The organism is Niveibacterium microcysteis (assembly GCF_017161445.1).
Lineage (GTDB): Bacteria > Pseudomonadota > Gammaproteobacteria > Burkholderiales > Rhodocyclaceae > Niveibacterium > Niveibacterium microcysteis.
The window spans coordinates 698357-714448 of the sequence record NZ_CP071060.1; the positions used below are offsets into that span (position 1 = coordinate 698357).

The 16092-nt window shown below is 65.5% G+C and carries 14 protein-coding genes and 4 tRNA genes; 9 read left to right on the forward strand and 9 right to left on the reverse strand.

Annotated features, from left to right (window positions below; all coding sequences use genetic code 11):
- Positions 1-156: 156 nt before the first annotated feature.
- The gene (locus JY500_RS03215; RefSeq protein WP_206255057.1) at positions 157-1758 is read right to left on the reverse strand and encodes a hypothetical protein; all 1602 of its coding nucleotides are present in this window, start codon (positions 1756-1758) and stop codon (positions 157-159) included.
- Positions 1759-1866: 108 nt separating this feature from the next.
- Positions 1867-2343 carry a VOC family protein gene (locus JY500_RS03220; protein ID WP_172200866.1) on the reverse strand — a complete coding sequence of 159 codons (477 nt, stop codon included), beginning with the start codon at positions 2341-2343 and terminating at the stop codon, positions 1867-1869.
- Positions 2344-2469: 126 nt separating this feature from the next.
- On the opposite strand from JY500_RS03220, the gene JY500_RS03225 reads away from it, so the two are divergent.
- Positions 2470-3363, forward strand: a complete 894-nt coding sequence (locus JY500_RS03225; RefSeq protein WP_206255058.1) for an AEC family transporter — start codon at positions 2470-2472, stop codon at positions 3361-3363.
- A gap of 5 nt (positions 3364-3368) precedes the next feature.
- Here JY500_RS03225 and yfcF read toward each other — a convergent pair whose 3' ends face one another.
- The 7 genes from yfcF to JY500_RS03260 form a co-directional block, all read right to left on the reverse strand.
- Positions 3369-3995 (reverse strand): glutathione transferase, encoded by a 627-nt coding sequence (gene yfcF / locus JY500_RS03230; RefSeq protein WP_206255059.1) that lies wholly within the window; start codon positions 3993-3995, stop codon positions 3369-3371.
- A gap of 17 nt (positions 3996-4012) precedes the next feature.
- Complete coding sequence (locus JY500_RS03235) at positions 4013-5110, reverse strand: FIST signal transduction protein (protein WP_206255060.1); 1098 nt, start codon at positions 5108-5110, stop codon at positions 4013-4015.
- Positions 5107-5568: a PhaM family polyhydroxyalkanoate granule multifunctional regulatory protein gene (locus tag JY500_RS03240; protein WP_172200854.1), complete on the reverse strand. Its 462-nt coding sequence runs from the start codon at positions 5566-5568 to the stop codon at positions 5107-5109. Before JY500_RS03240 ends, JY500_RS03235 begins: the two co-directional genes overlap by 4 nt.
- A 66-nt stretch (positions 5569-5634) precedes the next feature.
- Entirely contained in the window at positions 5635-6303 is a 669-nt protein-coding gene (locus JY500_RS03245) for a P-loop NTPase family protein (protein ID WP_172200851.1), read from the reverse strand.
- 35 nt (positions 6304-6338) lie between these two features.
- Positions 6339-7181, reverse strand: coding sequence for a class I SAM-dependent methyltransferase (locus JY500_RS03250; RefSeq protein WP_246479776.1), 843 nt, complete (start codon positions 7179-7181; stop codon positions 6339-6341).
- 102 nt (positions 7182-7283) lie between these two features.
- Entirely contained in the window at positions 7284-8807 is a 1524-nt protein-coding gene (locus JY500_RS03255) for a sensor domain-containing diguanylate cyclase (RefSeq protein WP_206255061.1), read from the reverse strand.
- A gap of 193 nt (positions 8808-9000) precedes the next feature.
- Complete coding sequence (locus tag JY500_RS03260; protein ID WP_206255062.1) at positions 9001-12582, reverse strand: indolepyruvate ferredoxin oxidoreductase family protein; 3582 nt, start codon at positions 12580-12582, stop codon at positions 9001-9003.
- A gap of 325 nt (positions 12583-12907) precedes the next feature.
- Here JY500_RS03260 and JY500_RS03265 point away from each other — a divergent pair.
- The 8 genes from JY500_RS03265 (at position 12908) to rplK (ending at position 16091) form a co-directional block, all read left to right on the forward strand.
- Positions 12908-12992: transfer RNA gene (locus tag JY500_RS03265), tRNA-Tyr, on the forward strand.
- Between the two features lie 59 nt (positions 12993-13051).
- Positions 13052-13125 (forward strand) — tRNA-Gly (locus JY500_RS03270).
- Between the two features lie 12 nt (positions 13126-13137).
- A tRNA-Thr gene (locus JY500_RS03275) sits at positions 13138-13212 on the forward strand.
- Between the two features lie 72 nt (positions 13213-13284).
- On the forward strand, positions 13285-14475 hold the full coding sequence (gene tuf, locus JY500_RS03280) for an elongation factor Tu (RefSeq protein ID WP_206255063.1): 1191 nt from the start codon (positions 13285-13287) through the stop codon (positions 14473-14475).
- A gap of 85 nt (positions 14476-14560) precedes the next feature.
- A tRNA-Trp gene (locus tag JY500_RS03285) sits at positions 14561-14636 on the forward strand.
- Positions 14637-14662: 26 nt separating this feature from the next.
- Positions 14663-15016, forward strand: a complete 354-nt coding sequence (gene secE, locus JY500_RS03290) for a preprotein translocase subunit SecE (RefSeq protein ID WP_172205316.1) — start codon at positions 14663-14665, stop codon at positions 15014-15016.
- Entirely contained in the window at positions 15013-15546 is a 534-nt protein-coding gene (gene nusG / locus JY500_RS03295) for a transcription termination/antitermination protein NusG (protein WP_172205319.1), read from the forward strand. The genes secE and nusG overlap by 4 nt, the downstream gene beginning before the upstream one ends.
- A gap of 113 nt (positions 15547-15659) precedes the next feature.
- A complete protein-coding gene (gene rplK, locus JY500_RS03300) occupies positions 15660-16091 on the forward strand; it encodes a 50S ribosomal protein L11 (protein ID WP_172205322.1) in 432 nt (143 codons plus the stop codon).
- Position 16092: the final 1 nt, after the last annotated feature.

The window sequence follows — 16092 nt, forward strand, 5'->3', positions numbered from 1 at the left end:
TCCCTCTTTTGGGCGGGGCCGGCCCCTAAGCCGGTCCCCTCTTTTTACTGCAGCGTAGTGGTAGCACCCCCTTCAGGAACGGCCGCCTTCGGGCGGCCGTTCGCATTTCTGGCGGCAGCGCGTCCGGTGCGGCGGTGTTACCGGGGAACGAGCGTCTCAGTCCGTCGCGTCGGACGCTTGCCCCAGCTGCGCGCGAATGCGGCTCAAACCCTGCCGTGAGCGCGAAACCAGTTGGCGTGCGAGGCGACCCTGATGGCTGGCGAGGCGTTCGGCTGCTTGCCCTTCAAGGATCATCGGCCGCAGCGTGTTCTCGGCTGTCTCGTGGAAGGCCCGGCCGATGCGTTCGAGTTGCTGCGTGAAGGAGCGTTCCGCCTCTTCAAGCTGCTCGCGCAGCGCGCGCTCGAAGGCCTCGCGCTTATGCTGCAGTTCCTTGTCCTTGCGCCGTTGCGGATCGCTGAACCACTTCACCAGCCCCGCCACAACCATCGCGCCACCGACCAGCGGTGCAGCAGGTGCGACCAGCGGCAGCACTGCGGCGCTGCCGAGCAGGTAGGCCGCCGCGCCGGTGCCGACAATCGACAAGGCCCCGGCGCCCAGCGTCAGCTTCGCGGCATCGTCCACCACGTTTGCCACCCGCGCGCCAAGCCGCAGCGGCGGAATCAGCTGGGCGTACTGCGTGTGGTGCTGGCGTTCGAGGATCGAAACGCGCGTGAGTTGCATGTCTTCCTGGAACAGGCGCAGATCCTCGTACATCAGCCGCAGCGCTTCCTCGCGGCGGCCGATCGCGCGGGTCACGCGGCGCTCGATGTCCTTGCCGAACTGGCTCTGGCCGATGCTCTCCCAGACCCGCGCCTGGGTCCAGTCGTCGGTCTTGAGGCGTTCTGAGGCTTCCAGCACGAAGCCGTTGCCGGCGTCGTGCACCAGTTCGTCGATATCCTCGCGGAAGGTCTGTCGCTCGAACGCGATGCGTGCGTCGACCACGGCCAGCCTCTGCCCGATCTGGCGGCGCAACTGCTCCGCTTCAGTGGTCAGCGCGCCCGCGGCTTGCCGCAAGTCGCCGGCCTGGTCGACGCGCGCTGCCACCTGGGCTTCGAAGGCGTCAATGCGCTGCAGGGCGTTCGCGCAGGCCAGTTCGACTTGCCGACGCAGTTCGCCAGCGTCAAGCTGGCGGTCGAGGTAGGCCTCGAGCGGCGCGCGCAACGCGGTATCGCCGGTCAGGTGGATGCAATCTTCGGTCAGAGCGACGAGGCCTTCGCGGTCGAGCAGGCGCTTGGAGCCGCGCGTCATGCGGGTCCATAGCGGGGCATCCTGGCCGTTGGGGCCCGCGTCAAGGTCGGCCGGGGAGAGCGGGTGGCCAAGCGCATCGGCGAAGCGGGTGACGATGTCGCGGCTTCGCTCACCTTGCAGGCGCAGCAGCGGCAGGGCCGCGTCGAAGGCTGCCGCACGCAATGCGCTGTCGGTGTTGCTGCTGGCCTGCTGCAGGTCGGCGAGCGCCACGGGCAGCGGCACCGGATGCTCGACGCCATGTAACAGCAAGGCTGCGCTGAGTGCCGAATCGGCAGTGCGGCGCACCAGTTCGTCCAAAGCGGCGAACTCGGCGAGGCTGACGTCGCCATCCTCCAGCGCGACCGCGCAGATCGCACGCAGGAAGGCTGACGGGAAGCCGCGGTCGGAGCGCAGATGCTCGTCGAGATCCGGTTCGGGCATCGACAAGGCCGGCAGCGCTGGCGTTGAGCCGGGGTTCGGGCGTGGTGTCATGTCTTCACTCCGCAGCAGGGACGACGTCATGCATGGCGCCGCGGCCCGGCGTCACGCGGGCCGAGCGGCGATGATACGCGGCTTGCCGGGGGGTGACTGCGGCCGGTGCTAGCTGCGCGCGAGCGCGTCGAACGCCGCTACAACCTCCGGCGGGGCTTGCACAAGCTCGATCAGCACACCTTCGCCGCTGAACGGGGTGGCCTCGTTGCCCTTGGGGTGGATGAAGGTGATGTCGAAGCCTGCCGCCCCCTTGCGGATGCCGCCCGGCGTGAAACGCACACCCTGGGCCGAGAGCCATTCGACGGCGCGCGGCAGGTCGTCGATCCACAAGCCGATGTGATTGAGCTGGGGCTCGTCCACGCGCGGTTTCTTGGCCGGGTCGATCGGCTGCATCAGGTCCACTTCGCAGCGAGCCACACCGACGCCCATCACGAAAATGTCCTCGTCCACGTTTTCGCGCTCGCTGCGGAAATCGCCGGTCTTTTCGAGGCCGAACAAGGTGCCCCACAAGTGGGCGAGGCGGGATTTGTCGGCGGCACCAATGGCAATCTGCTGGATGCCGAGGACGCGGAATGGACGACTCATGACGCACTCCTTCGTGACGAAATCCAGCCACTCTAGCGCTGCTGGCTTACATGCGGCCGACACAGCGCAAATGCCTGCGGAAATCGCGTATTGCCGTGACGCAGCGCCTCACGCGAGCATGAACGCATGGATGGCATTCGCCTGCTCGCCCCCGATTTCGCCCTGATTCTGCTCGGCGTCGCGCTGCGTCGTCTGGCCGGCTTTCCGTCGGCGTTCTGGAGCGGGCTCGAACAGTTGATCTACTTCGTGCTGTTCCCGGCCCTCTTGTTCTCCGCGCTGGTACGCAACCCGATCGAAGCGGGCGCCGCATTGCCGCTGTTCGGCGCCGGCTTGGGCACGATGGCCTGCGGCGTCGGGCTTTCAGTACTGTTTGCGCGGCTTGGCCAGCACACGCCGCTGGAAGCGGTTTCGCGCGCGCAGTGCGGCTTTCGCTTCAACACCTACATCGGCCTTGCCGCGGCAGGTAGCGCGTTGGGTCAGCCGGGGCTGGCGACCATGGGGCTGCTGTGTGGCATGACGGTGCCGTTTGCGAACGCGGCGTCGGTGGTGCTGCTGGCGCGGCACGCGCAGACGCGGCTGCTGCCCGAGCTTGTGCGCAACCCCTTGATTCTCGCGACGTTGGCTGGGCTCGCCTGCAACCTGCTCGGCTGGCACCCGCCGGCGGCGGCCGATGCGGCATTGTCACGCCTCGCACAAGCTTCAGTGCCGATGGGCTTGCTCGCCGTGGGGGCGGCTTTGCGCTTCAAGGGAACGCGGGTTTCGCCGGTGCCCGCTGCCGCGGTGCTGGCGGTTAAGCTCGCCGCGCTGCCACTGATTGCGTGGTTCGCTGCCCAACTCTTCGGATTGAGCGGAACGCCGCGAGCGGTGCTGGTGCTCTGGGCGGGCCTGCCGTCAGCCTCGTCCGCCTACATCCTCGCGGTGCGGCTGGGCGGCGACGCGGCCGGGGTGGCGTGGTTGATTTCAGTCTCCACGCTGATTGCGATGCTCAGCTTGCCGCTGCTGCTGGCGCTGGCGGCCTGAGGCGTTCAGGTCTGCTCGAGCGGTGGGCGGCTCAGCGCGAGCCAGCGCTGTACCGATGGGCGTGTCCACTGATGGGCGGCGTAACGCGCCAGGGCGGCGGGGACGGCGTCGCCATTGAGCACCAAACGGTTGAGCATCAGCGCGAGGTCGACATCGGCGATCGACCATGCGTCGAACAGGTTCTCGCCACCGTGCGCCAGCAGCACCTCGGCGGCAGCGAACAGCTTCTCCGCCGCCGCGGTGGCGGCCGCCGATAGCGGCGCCGGCGTCGGCCGGTAGAACATCACCTCGGTCGAGCGTTCCTGGCGGATGGCCATCAGATCACTGCGCAGCCACGCCTGCACCTGGCGTGCGCGCGCCCGCTGGCGAGGCGCCGTGGGGTAGAGCGCTGCACCGGGATAGGCTTCGTCCAGATACTCGGTGATTGCCGAGGATTCCGACAGCGAAAAGTCGCCATCGACCAGGGTCGGAACCCGTTGCGACAGCGATCTGCGCGCGTAGTCGCCGCCGCGGTTCTCGCCGGCCGCGAGGTCGAGCGTGCGCATCTCGAACGCAAGCGATTTTTCGTGCAAAGCGACGAAGGCGGACATCGCGTAAGGCGACGCGAATTGCGTGTCGACGTAGAGCAGCATCGGGATTCTCCGTCGGATCAACAGAACAGCGTCAGCACGCCGGTGTAGCCGTAGAGGCGCTCACCGAGCAGCTCGCCGGAGGCGAAGAAGCCGGCGAGCGGAATGTTGCCGAAGACGCGTTGGATCGCTTCAACCTCGCTGTCGTCGCGTTCGAACAGCGAACCGCCACGGCCGGTGCAGCTGACGTAAAGCCCGGCCTTCGGCGCCGACGGGCAGCGCTCGCGCAGCGCCAGCAGCATGGTGTCGAGATCGTGCGTGGCCGAGTCCGCATCGCGACGCACGAAGAACACCTGCTGACCTTCCTCGGCCAGGTCGTCGATCGCAAGCCGCCCGCCGTTCGGGTCGATGCCGATGATGTGGCGCACGGTGTAGTGGCGCGGGTCCGCTTCATCGGACAGCGCCAGTTGCACGCCCCGTGCGGCGCGGCGCAAGTCATCGCGGTAGAGCGGGCTGACGGCATCACGGAACACTGCCACCGAGCGGCGGCCATCAAGGCGGCCGATCAGGTTGTCCTCAACTTCGGTCGCAACGCGGGCGGGGCCGAGTTGGCGACAGCCTTGCGAGAGCTCACCCAGGATCGCGATGCGGCGATCGAAGGCAACGCCACACAGGCCGCCGGTGAAGGCCGCGTCGGCAATCAGCAGGTTGCCGTCGCGCCCGCTCGCCATGCCGCCCGAGAGGTGCAGGCCACTGAGCTTGCCCGCCATGTCGCGAACCAGATCCGGCATGTCCGGCGTGGCCGGATCAGCGTGCACGATCGCCGAGTGTGCGGCGAACTCGCGGGCGTTCGGCAAGGGTGCCCGACCGGAGAAGACGCGGAAGCTATCCGGCGGCAGTTGCGCGACCAACAGGCTGATGCCCGGTGCGTCGAGCTGTGCACCTTCGCGGCCGATAAGGCCTAGTGCGCTGGCGCCGACCCAGTGTGTAACCCCGGTGCGCGCCTGCAGCGCTTGCAGAATCGCCTCCACCTCGGCGTTGAAATGGTCGGACCAGTAACAGAAGCCCAGGTTGGCGCCCGCCGGCAGCGCGAGGCGCTCAAGACAGGTGTCGAGCGCGAGGTGCCAGTCCGCTGCCAGCGCAAAGCCGCTTGCGAAGCGGCTTTCCGATACGCTCACTGCTTGTCCGCGGACTTGCGCGCGCGGCCCTTGCGCGGCGGCTCGGCCGGCGGGGTTTCAGGCGCGGCTTCGGCCGGCTTGCTCGCCTGCACCAGATTCCAGGGCCACAGCGTTGCGGGATTGAACGGGTTGGCTGCTGCCTCGCCGCTGGCGGCAGGTGCCGCGGCCTCTTCTGCGCGCGCGTTCGCGGCGGCGGCCGCTGCGGCACGGGCGCTCTCGCCCATCGCCTGCATCGCGGCGAGCGTGGCGCGCTGCACTTCCAGCCCCTGGATCGTGGTCTGCAGCATGTTCAGGTTCATCTTGAGCCAGCCTTCCACCGCCTTCAGGTCGGTGATGCGCTTCTCAAGTTCGCCCACATCCAGCGTCGGTGCGACCATGCCCGGCAGGGCAAAGCCCATCTGGCCCCACAGGTTCTTCATGAACTCGAGTGGATCCTGCATCGTGTGTTCGCCGCTCATTGCGCTCTCCGGTGTCGTGCGAGGTAGCGTTCGATCATAGCCCAGCGAGCGGGGGGCCGCCGGTTGTCAGTCCTGCTCGTTGAGCTCGCTTGCCAGCGCGGCGCGTTCAAGGGCGTCGGCAACGTCGTCGTGCGGATCCTCGAAGATCGCCAGCACCTGCTTGGCAAAGGCGCGGGCGCTGTTGTTGAGCTGCGCCGGCAGATCTTCCGGCACGCGTTCCTGCAACAGCAGCTTGGACGAGGACAGCGCGAAGAACGGCGGCAGGATGCGTTCGCGGAACTCCAGGGGCAGCGTGTCGATCAGCCGCGTTGCCGCATCGAGCTGGAAGCGGTTGCGCGGCCACTGCGAGGGGAGTGCCCAGGCCTTGGGCAGGAGGTCGAGATCGCGCATCACGGTGCGCAGATCCTCCGCCGAGTCGCGGAAGGGCAGCAACACCACATCGGACATCTGGTAGAGCAGGATGTCGGTCTCGGTGCGGTTGGCGCCGCCGTCCAGCACGCCGATCCAGCTCTTCAGATCGCGCAGTTTTTCGACCACCTTGTTGCGCGCAACCGGGGAACGGGCGTCGGCCACGACATAGCGTCGCCCCTGCGGCGACAGCGGCTCGCGATCCTCGTCGGTCATCACGCAGGCCGCGCGCCGCCCGAGCAAGGTGAGGCCGTGGCTGAGCGTGTGCGACAACGTGGTCTTTCCGGTACCGCCCTTGTTGCCGATGATGCAGATGATTTCTGCCATGGTGTTCAGGTCTCCGGGCCGCTGGCGGCTTGGGCTCAGCGGGCTGTGTGCTGGGTCGGATTGCGTTTGTGCTTGCCCTGCCGGGTGGGCCATATCGGCCGTCGGCGGGGTACGTCTTCCTCTTTAACGGCACCAACCGTGTAACAGTAAAGCTGAGTTTTTCGTCGGTCGTCCACCTGCAGCACGCCGCTGGATTCAACATCCGGCACCGGGAATGAGTTGCTGACCAGCACGCTTCCCGGCCGCATCTCGGCGCGCGCCTTGTCCCATACCTCGGCCATTGGCACCGGCGACAGGAAGGCATAGACGACGTCGTAGCCGGACCAATCTGCCTCAAAGAAGTCGCCGCGCGCGAGGCCCGCATTCGGAATGCGCCGAGCGAGCCAGGCCGCGAGCGCCGCCGGGCCGGGTGCGGCTTCGATGCCGTCCACCTGCGACTCCGGCCGCAGACGCGCGAACGCACGCACAAAGCTGCCGGTGCCGCTGCCGATGTCGAGCACGCGCATGGGGCCGTCCGGCAGCGCCTCGGCCAGCGTGGCGACCGTGCGGCGGTTGGAGAGGAACAACGGCACCTGGGTGCGGAAGCTCGTCCAATACACCAGCGCGAGCACGGCGAAGGCAACGGCCCATACCCCGCGTGGCAGCCCGAGCCCACTGACCACCAGCACCGCCGGCAGGAAGACCAGATGTAGCGGCAGCCACCAGCGATCTGCCCGCATCAGCGCCGCGGTCAGCGCCGCGAACACCCCCTGCAAGCAGGCCAACGCGAACAGCGGGAAGCCGAACAGCACGCCGGTTTTGGCGAACAGCGCAACGCAGCAGGCGCCGATCAGTTGGGCGACGAGGGCACGCGTGGCAGGAAAGGTGGGCGTCTGCATGCCCGCATGGTTCCCGAATTCGGTGGGGGCAGGCAAGCGGCGGCGGTTATCCGGACGACCGGGCTCGCGCTGTAGCGCGCGCAGTGATCGCCTTCGCTCGGTTCAGGCGACGTGCACTTCTGCGTCGCCAGCCAAGTGCGTGCGATTGCGGCCCGCCGCCTTGGCGCGGTAGAGCGCCGCGTCTGCCCGCCGCAGCCAGGCGGTCGCGTCGTCGTCCTGCACGCGGAAGTCGGCAGCACCAATGCTGACGGTGAAGCGAATCGGCCCGGCGGCACTGCGCAATTCGGTCTGCTCGATGCGCAGCCGGATGCGTTCTGCGAGGAATTCGGCGCCCGGCGCATCGGTCGCCGGCAGGATCACGATGAATTCCTCGCCGCCGAAGCGCCCGATCGAATCGGCGCCGCGTGTCGATTCGCGTATCGCCGTGGCAACGCTGCGGATCACTGCGTCGCCAACCGCATGGCCGTAGCGGTCGTTGATCTGCTTGAAGTGGTCGATATCCAGGATCAGCAGGCTGCAGGGCTGCTCGCCGAAACGTTTGGCGCGCTGCCAGGCTTCCTGCAACAGGGCGTCGATCGTGGCGCGGTTGTACAGCCCGGTCAGCCCGTCGGTACGGCTCAGCACCGCGAGTTCGCTGTTGGCGTGTTCCAGGCGCGCGACGAGGCGGTCGGTCTCATCCATCCAGCGTACGAACACCTTGTAGCCGAAGAGGCCAACAAACACGACGATCAGCGCGAAGACCCAAAAGAACACCCAGGTGGTCGAGAGCATCACCTCCGCTGCGGCGGGCAACAAGGCAAGTTCGCCGCTGCGCAGCGTTTCGTCCACGCGGCCGGCACCCATGCTCAGGCTCAGGAAGCCATAGCCGACGACACCCGCCACCACCGCAAGCGTGAGGCGCAAGGCAAGGCGGCGCGGGTCTGCCGACTCACGGTGCAGCAATGCCGGGCGCCTCTGCTGCCATTGCTCGATCGCCGGCCAGCCCAGCATCAGCAGCGGCGCAACAATCGCGATGCCTTGCACGAAGGCGCCCAACCACCAGCCCTGCCAGATCGGCAATTGGCCAATCGTGTCGATGCGGTTGGTGTAACACCAGATCAGCGCGCCGGCCGAGCTGAATACCCCTGCCACGAAGCACATCTGTACATAGAAAAGCCACGAGCGCAGGGAACGCAGTGCGCGCGACATGCCCATGGCGCGGTAGCCGAGGCTCAACACCGCAAACCCCAGCGGGTTGGCGCAGGCGAACAGCAGCGCCCAATGTGGTGGCATGCCGGCGTACAGCGCCAGCACAAGGGTCGCCAGGTAAGCAGGTACGGCGCCCCACCACCAGCCGAAACACAGCGTCCACAGCTGGCAGATAAGCAGCGGTGGATAGATCGTGATGAATACCTTGACGCCGCCGAACAGCAATGGAATGCCGGACCAGCCCCAAGCCACCGTGGCGAGGCCGAATGCGACGCTGACGGCGATGGAGGCGAGCCAGGCGCCGAAGATCAGGAAGCGTTCACGCTGCGTGCCGTTTAGCAGCAGCGCGCGCATCGACACCGCGCCATAGCGCGCACTGTCTGGGCGCGCGGTTTCGCGCTCGGGTGGGCTGGCGGGCGTCGGCGGCAGGGTCGTCATCGGCACGGGTGTGAGTGGCGAACGGGCGCAAAGCCGGAAGACCGGCTTGACGCGATGCAGTCAGCAGGTGGCAGCTTATCCGCTGCCACCTGTTGCTGATCTTATCGCCGAACCGTGCTGCAGGACATGCCCCGCGCTGTCGTGCCGCGACGACAGACGCCATTGAGACGCGGGGCGGCCAGCCCCGCGTCCTTCATGCCGCTTCGACGGACTTGAGCGCGGGGCGTCCGCTCGCTTCGGACTGGCTCCAGCGCAGCCACAGCGCCTTGCGTTCGCGCTCCACCTCGGCAAGGTTGCGGTCCTTGATGTAACCGAAGCCGCGGATCTTTTCCGGCAAGCCAGCGATCTGCAACGCCAGATCCAGCTTCTCGGCGGTCAGCTCGGCCGCCAGGCGTTTGATGTCGGCCTCGTATTCCGCGATCAGCGCGCGCTCCATGCGCCGTTCGCGGGTGTAACCGAACACATCGAAGCGCCCCCCGCGCAGCACCTTGAGCTTGGCCAGGTACTTGAACGCAGTCAGCACCCAGGCGCCGTATTCGATCTTGCGGATCTTGCCGGTGACTGGGTCGGGCTTTGCCCACAGCGGCGGCGCGAGGTGCAGCTTGACGCGGTAATCGCCGTCGAAGGTCTCGGCGACCCGCTCAAGGAAGGCCGGGTCGGTGTAGAGGCGCGCGACTTCGTACTCGTCCTTGTAAGCCATCAGCTTGGCCAGATTGCGCGCCACCGTTTCGGCGAGTCGTGTACTGCCCAAGGCCGACTCGGCGCGGCGGACGGCCTCGACCCCGGTGCGATAGCGTTCCGCCCAGGCCACGTCCTGATAAGCCGTGAGGAAGGCGACGCGCGAGCTCAGCAATTCGTCGAGCGTCTGCGTGGGTTTGAGCGGGATCACTGGCGCCGGGAAGGCGATGCGCTCCACCGCGCTGCGGTCGTGCGCGGCGCGGCGCCCCCAGGCGAACGCAGCCTTGTTCATGTCGACGGCCACCCCGTTCATTTCGATCGCCCGCATCAGTGCGGCTTCCGACACCGGTACCAGCCCGCGCTGCCAGGCATAGCCGAGCAGGAACAGATTGGTTGCGATGCCGTCACCCATCAGCGCGGTGGCGAGTTTCTGCGCGTCGAGGAAGTCCACCGAGTTCGGGCCGATCGCATCCGCAATCGCAGCCTGCATCTTGTCGAGCGGGAACTGCCAGTCCGGATTGTGGGCAAACTCCGAAGTTGGCGACTGGGCGCAGTTCACCACCGCACGGGTCTTGCCCAGGGCCATTTTTGCGAGCGCTTCGTCCGATGCCGAAACGATCACGTCGCCACCGATCACGGCGTCCGCTTCCCCGGCCGCAACGCGCACCGCATGCAGGTCTTCCGGCCGATTCGCGATCCGCACATGCGAGTAGACCGAGCCACCCTTTTGCGCGAGGCCCGTCATGTCCAGCACCGTGACACCCTTGCCGTCGATATGCGCCGCCATGCCGATCAGCGCGCCGATCGTCACGACACCGGTGCCGCCCACGCCGGTGATCAGAATGCCGAACGGTTGTGCGGTGTCCGGCAGCCTTGGCGCCGGCAGCGCGAAACCCTCCGTAGCTTGGCCGGCGAGCGCGCGCCCTTTGCGTACCTTGCCGCCTTCGATCGTCACGAAGCTCGGGCAGAACCCGTTGAGGCAGGAGTAATCCTTGTTGCAGGCCGATTGGTCGATCGCCCGCTTGCGGCCGAATTCGGTTTCCACCGGTACGATCGCCATGCAGTTCGATTGCACGCCGCAATCGCCGCAGCCTTCGCATACCGCTTCGTTGATGAAGGCGCGGCGCTGCGGGTCTGGGAAGCTGCCGCGTTTGCGCCGGCGCCGTTTCTCGGCGGCGCAAGTCTGGTCGTAGATGATGGCCGAAACCCCCGGCAGCTCGCGGAACTCGCGCTGCACCGCATCCATTTCGTCGCGATGCCGCATCAGCACATGGTCCAGATCGCTCGGGCCATAGGCGCGCTCGGTGCCATCGGTGACGACGACCAGGTTATGCACGCCTTCGGCCTTCAGCTGGGCGACGATCATTGGCACCGTCAGCGGGCCGTCGATCGGCTGGCCGCCTGTCATCGCAACGGCGTCGTTGTAGAGGATCTTGTACGTGATGCCCGGCGCCTTCTCGTTGCCGAGGGCCGCGCGCTGCAGCGCCGCGACCGACTGCCGCACCGCCAGCAGGCCGGAGTGGAAGTAGGTGCCATCGCCGAGGTTCGCGAACACATGGCGGGTATTCGTGAAGGGCGCCTGGCCGACCCAGGTCACGCCCTCTCCGCCCATGTGCGTGAAGGTGGTCGTGTTGCGCCCGTGCATCCAGGTCACCATGTAATGGCAACCGATGCCGCCGACTGCGCGCGAGCCCTCCGGCACCCTGGTCGAGGTGTTGTGCGGGCAGCCGGGACAGAAGGTCGGCACTCGGTCGATCGCGAACACCTTTTTTGCCAGCGCCTGCTCCTTGGCTTCGAGGAAGGCGAGGCGTGCCTTCATGCGATCGGAGGTGTGGAAGCGCGCGATGCGGCTTGCGATCGCGCGGGCGATCATCGCCGGTGTCAGCTCGCCGGCCGCGGGCAGCAGCCAGTCGCCATGCCACACCTTGCCCTGGCCGCCCACCTCAAAAGCCCACTCACCTTTCTCGTCGAACTTCCCAACGACGCGCGGGCGGACATCCTCGCGCCAGTTGTAGAGCTCTTCCTTGAGCTGGTATTCGAGCAGCTGACGTTTCTCCTCAACCACCAGGATCTCGTCCAGCCCCTCGGCGAATTGGCGCAGTCCTTCGCATTCCAGCGGCCAGACCATGCCGACCTTGTAGAGCCGGATGCCGATCTCGGCCGCAAGCGCTTCATCAATACCCAGATCGTCCAGCGCCTGGCGGACGTCGAGGTAGGCCTTGCCCGAGGTGATGATGCCCAGTCGTGGCTGCGGCGAATCGATCACGATGCGGTTGAGACCGTTTGCGCGGCAGTAGGCGAGCGCCGCGTACAGCTTGTAGTGCAGCAGGCGCTTTTCCTGCACCAGCGGGGGATCCGGCCAGCGGATGTTCAAACCGTCCGGCGGCAGCGTGAAGTCAGTCGGAATCTTCACGCTCACCCGGTGCGGGTCAATGTCGACGGAAGCGGAGGTCTCAACCGTGTCGGCGAGCGCCTTGAAGGCGACCCAGCAGCCCGAGTAGCGCGAAAGCGCCCAGCCATGCACACCGAAGTCGAGGTATTCCTGGACGCCGGCGGGCGCCAGCACCGGCATCATCATCGACTTGAAGAAGTGGTCGGTCTGGTGCGGCAGCGTCGAGGATTTGGCGGCATGATCGTCGCCAGCGATCACCAGCACGCCGCCCTTGGGGCTGGTGCCTGCGGCATTCGCATGGCGGAACACGTCGCCCGAACGGTCTACACCGGGCCCCTTGCCGTACCACATCGAAAACACGCCGTCGTACTTCGCGCCGGGGTAGAGGTTGACTTGCTGGGTGCCCCAGACGGCCGTCGCAGCGAGGTCCTCGTTTACGCCGGGCTGAAAGACGATCTCATGGCTCTTGAGATGCGCCTTGGCCTTCCAGAGTGTCTGGTCGAGGCCACCAAGCGGCGAGCCGCGGTAGCCCGATACAAAGCCGGCGGTGTTGAGCCCGGCCGCCTGATCCCGCTCCTTCTGGATCATCAGCAGCCGAACCAGCGCTTGGTAGCCGGTCATGAAAACCCGACCGGATGTGATCTCGTACTTGTCTTCCAGGCTCACCGCGCGTGCGGGGACCTGGGCGGCCGATGCTTCCGCCATGGGGCGTCTCCTCTACAAAAATCGTGTTTTTGCTCTGCCCGGCCGATCCCATCTTTTGAATGGGCAGCCTTGCGCTCGTGTCGAAACTCTCGACGCCAGGCGCGGATTGTCACGGCGAGTGCGCAACGCTGCGCCGCCGCAATGTCAGTCCTGAGACAGTTTGGGAATTCGCCTCGATGGAGGTCGTCAATCCACTATAGGAAGTGGGGCAGGAAGCGCCAATCCACGTCGGGGAGAGATGGCCCTCGACGACTATTTTTCGCCTATTTCAAAAATCGGGTTGACAGGGCGTCTCTGTCTCTCTAAAGTAGCTGGCTTCGCACGGGGAGGGGTTCCCGAGCGGTCAAAGGGATCAGACTGTAAATCTGACGGCTCTGCCTTCGAAGGTTCGAATCCTTCCCCCTCCACCAAGTATTTCGGCCTTGTTGCGGTAGTAAGTGACAAGGCGGGCGGCGAAAGTCGTCGGCCTGCGGGTGTAGCTCAATGGTAGAGCAGAAGCCTTCCAAGCTTACGACGAGGGTTCGATTCCCTTCACCCGCTCCAAGTTATTGCAGTGCCCTTGTAGCTCAGTGGTAGAGCACTCCCTTGGTAAGGGAGAGGCCACGTGTTCAATCCACGTCAAGGGCACCATTCGTTTCTGTTGGCCCGGTGCAGGGAGATGTCCTCGCTCCGGGTTTTTATTACGACATCTGGGGTAGTGACATGGCCAAGGAAAAATTCGAGCGGACGAAACCGCACGTGAACGTCGGGACCATCGGTCACGTTGACCATGGCAAGACCACGCTGACCGCAGCAATCACGACCGTGCTGGCAGCCAAGTTTGGCGGCGCAGCGAAGGCGTATGACCAGATCGACGCGGCACCGGAAGAAAAGGCGCGCGGTATCACGATCAACACCGCACACGTCGAGTACGAGACGGCTAACCGTCACTACGCGCACGTTGATTGCCCGGGTCACGCTGACTACGTCAAGAACATGATTACCGGTGCCGCCCAGATGGACGGCGCGATCCTGGTCTGCTCGGCCGCTGACGGCCCGATGCCGCAAACGCGTGAGCACATCCTGCTCGCCCGTCAGGTCGGCGTGCCGTACATCATCGTCTTCCTGAACAAGTGCGACATGGTCGACGACGCCGAGCTGCTCGAGCTCGTCGAAATGGAAGTGCGCGAGCTGCTCTCCAAGTACGAATTCCCCGGCGACGATGTGCCCATCGTCAAGGGTTCGGCCCTCAAGGCCCTCGAAGGCGACAAGGGCGAGCTCGGCGAAGGCGCCATCATGGCCCTGGCTGACGCACTCGACTCCTACATCCCGACCCCGGAGCGCGCGATCGACAAGCCGTTCCTGCTGCCGATCGAAGACGTGTTCTCGATCTCGGGTCGCGGTACCGTGGTGACCGGTCGCGTTGAGCGCGGTGTCGTCAAGGTCGGCGAAGAAATCGAAATCGTCGGTATCAAGCCGACGGTCAAGACCATCTGCACCGGCGTTGAAATGTTCCGCAAGCTGCTCGACCAAGGTCAGGCCGGCGACAACGTCGGCGTGCTGCTGCGCGGCACCAAGCGTGAAGACGTCGAGCGTGGTCAGGTTCTGGCCAAGCCGGGTTCGATCACGCCGCACACCCACTTCACCGGTGAAGTGTACGTGCTGTCGAAGGACGAAGGTGGTCGTCACACCCCGTTCTTCAACAACTACCGCCCGCAGTTCTACTTCCGTACTACCGACGTGACCGGTTCGATCGCGCTGCCGGAAGGCACCGAGATGGTCATGCCGGGCGATAACGTGTCGATCACCGTCAAGCTGATCGCCCCGATCGCCATGGAAGAAGGTCTGCGCTTCGCAATCCGCGAAGGTGGCCGTACCGTTGGTGCTGGCGTCGTCGCCAAGATCATCGAGTAATTGTTGTTTCCGAGTGGGCGTCCGATGAAAATCGGGCGCCTGCGACAAGCTCCGGTCTTCGCTGGAGCTTTGTAGTCTCTGCTGCAGGGGCATAGCTCAATTGGCAGAGCGTCGGTCTCCAAAACCGAAGGTTGGGGGTTCGATTCCCTCTGCCCCTGCCACAACGCATAGCGGGTAATTTCCACCCATGGCCGACAAAATCAAGTTTGCGCTGGCGCTGCTGCTCGTGGCTGCCGGCGTGGCTGGCTTCTATCTACTCTCTGCGCAGCCGACGGTGCTTCGCGTGCTCGTCGTCCTCGCCGGCGTCGCTGCTGGCGTCGCCGTGGCATGGGTGACCGAGCCTGGCCGCCGCTTTGCCGTGTTTGCGGCCGACGCCGTGACCGAGGTCAAGAAGGTTGTCTGGCCGACGCGCAAGGAAACTTTGCAGACGACCGGCATCGTGTTCGCCTTCGTTGTCGTCATGGCGATCTTTCTGTGGGTTGCGGACAAGTCGCTCGAGTGGGCGCTGTATGACCTGATCCTCGGCTGGAGGCATTCATGAGCATGCGCTGGTACGTGGTACACGCCTATTCCGGCTTCGAGAAGTCGGTGCAGCGTGCACTGGTCGAGCGCATTGCACGCGCCGGCATGCAGGACAAGTTCGGCCAGATCCTGGTGCCGGTCGAAGAAGTTGTCGAAATGCGCAACGGCCAGAAGGTTACGACCGAGCGCAAGTTCTTCCCCGGCTATGTGCTGGTGGAAATGGACATGGACGATGAGTCCTGGCACTTGGTGAAGAGCACGCCCAAGGTCACCGGCTTCATCGGCGGCACGGCCAACAAGCCGACTCCGATCACGCAGAAGGAAGTCGACAAGATTCTGCAGCAGGTGCAGGAAGGCGTCGAAAAGCCGAAGCCGAAGGTGCTGTTCGAAATCGGCGAGATGGTGCGCGTGAAGGAAGGCCCGTTCGCGGACTTCAACGGCAACGTCGAGTCGGTGAATTACGAAAAGAGCCGACTCAACGTGTCGGTCACGATTTTCGGGCGCGCGACGCCTGTCGAATTGAGTTTCGGCGAAGTCGAAAAAGTTTAAGTCGTACCGGCCCGCCTCGTGCGGGCCTTGCCGCGTCGTGCAAGCGGCAGGGCGTTGAGGAGCGCAAGTAGGTTCGCCGAACGCGCGCTTTCACTCATCAATCAGGAGCCATCATGGCAAAGAAAATCATCGGCTACATCAAGCTGCAGGTGCCGGCCGGCAAGGCGAACCCGTCGCCCCCAATCGGCCCGGCGCTCGGTCAGCGCGGCCTGAACATCATGGAATTCTGCAAGGCCTTCAATGCCAAGACGCAAGGCATGGAAGTCGGTCTTCCGATTCCGGTGGTGATCACTGCCTTCGCGGATAAGTCCTTCACCTTCATCATGAAGACGCCGCCCGCGACGATCCTCATCAAGAAGGCTGCTGGTCTGCAGAAGGGTTCGCCGAAGCCCCATACCGACAAGGTTGGCAAGATCACCCGCGCGCAGTGCGAAGAGATCGCCAAGGCCAAGCAGGTCGACCTGACCGCCGGCGACCTGGAAGCCGCTGTCCGTACCATCGCTGGCTCCGCGCGCAGCATGGGCATCACCGTGGAGGGCCTCTGAG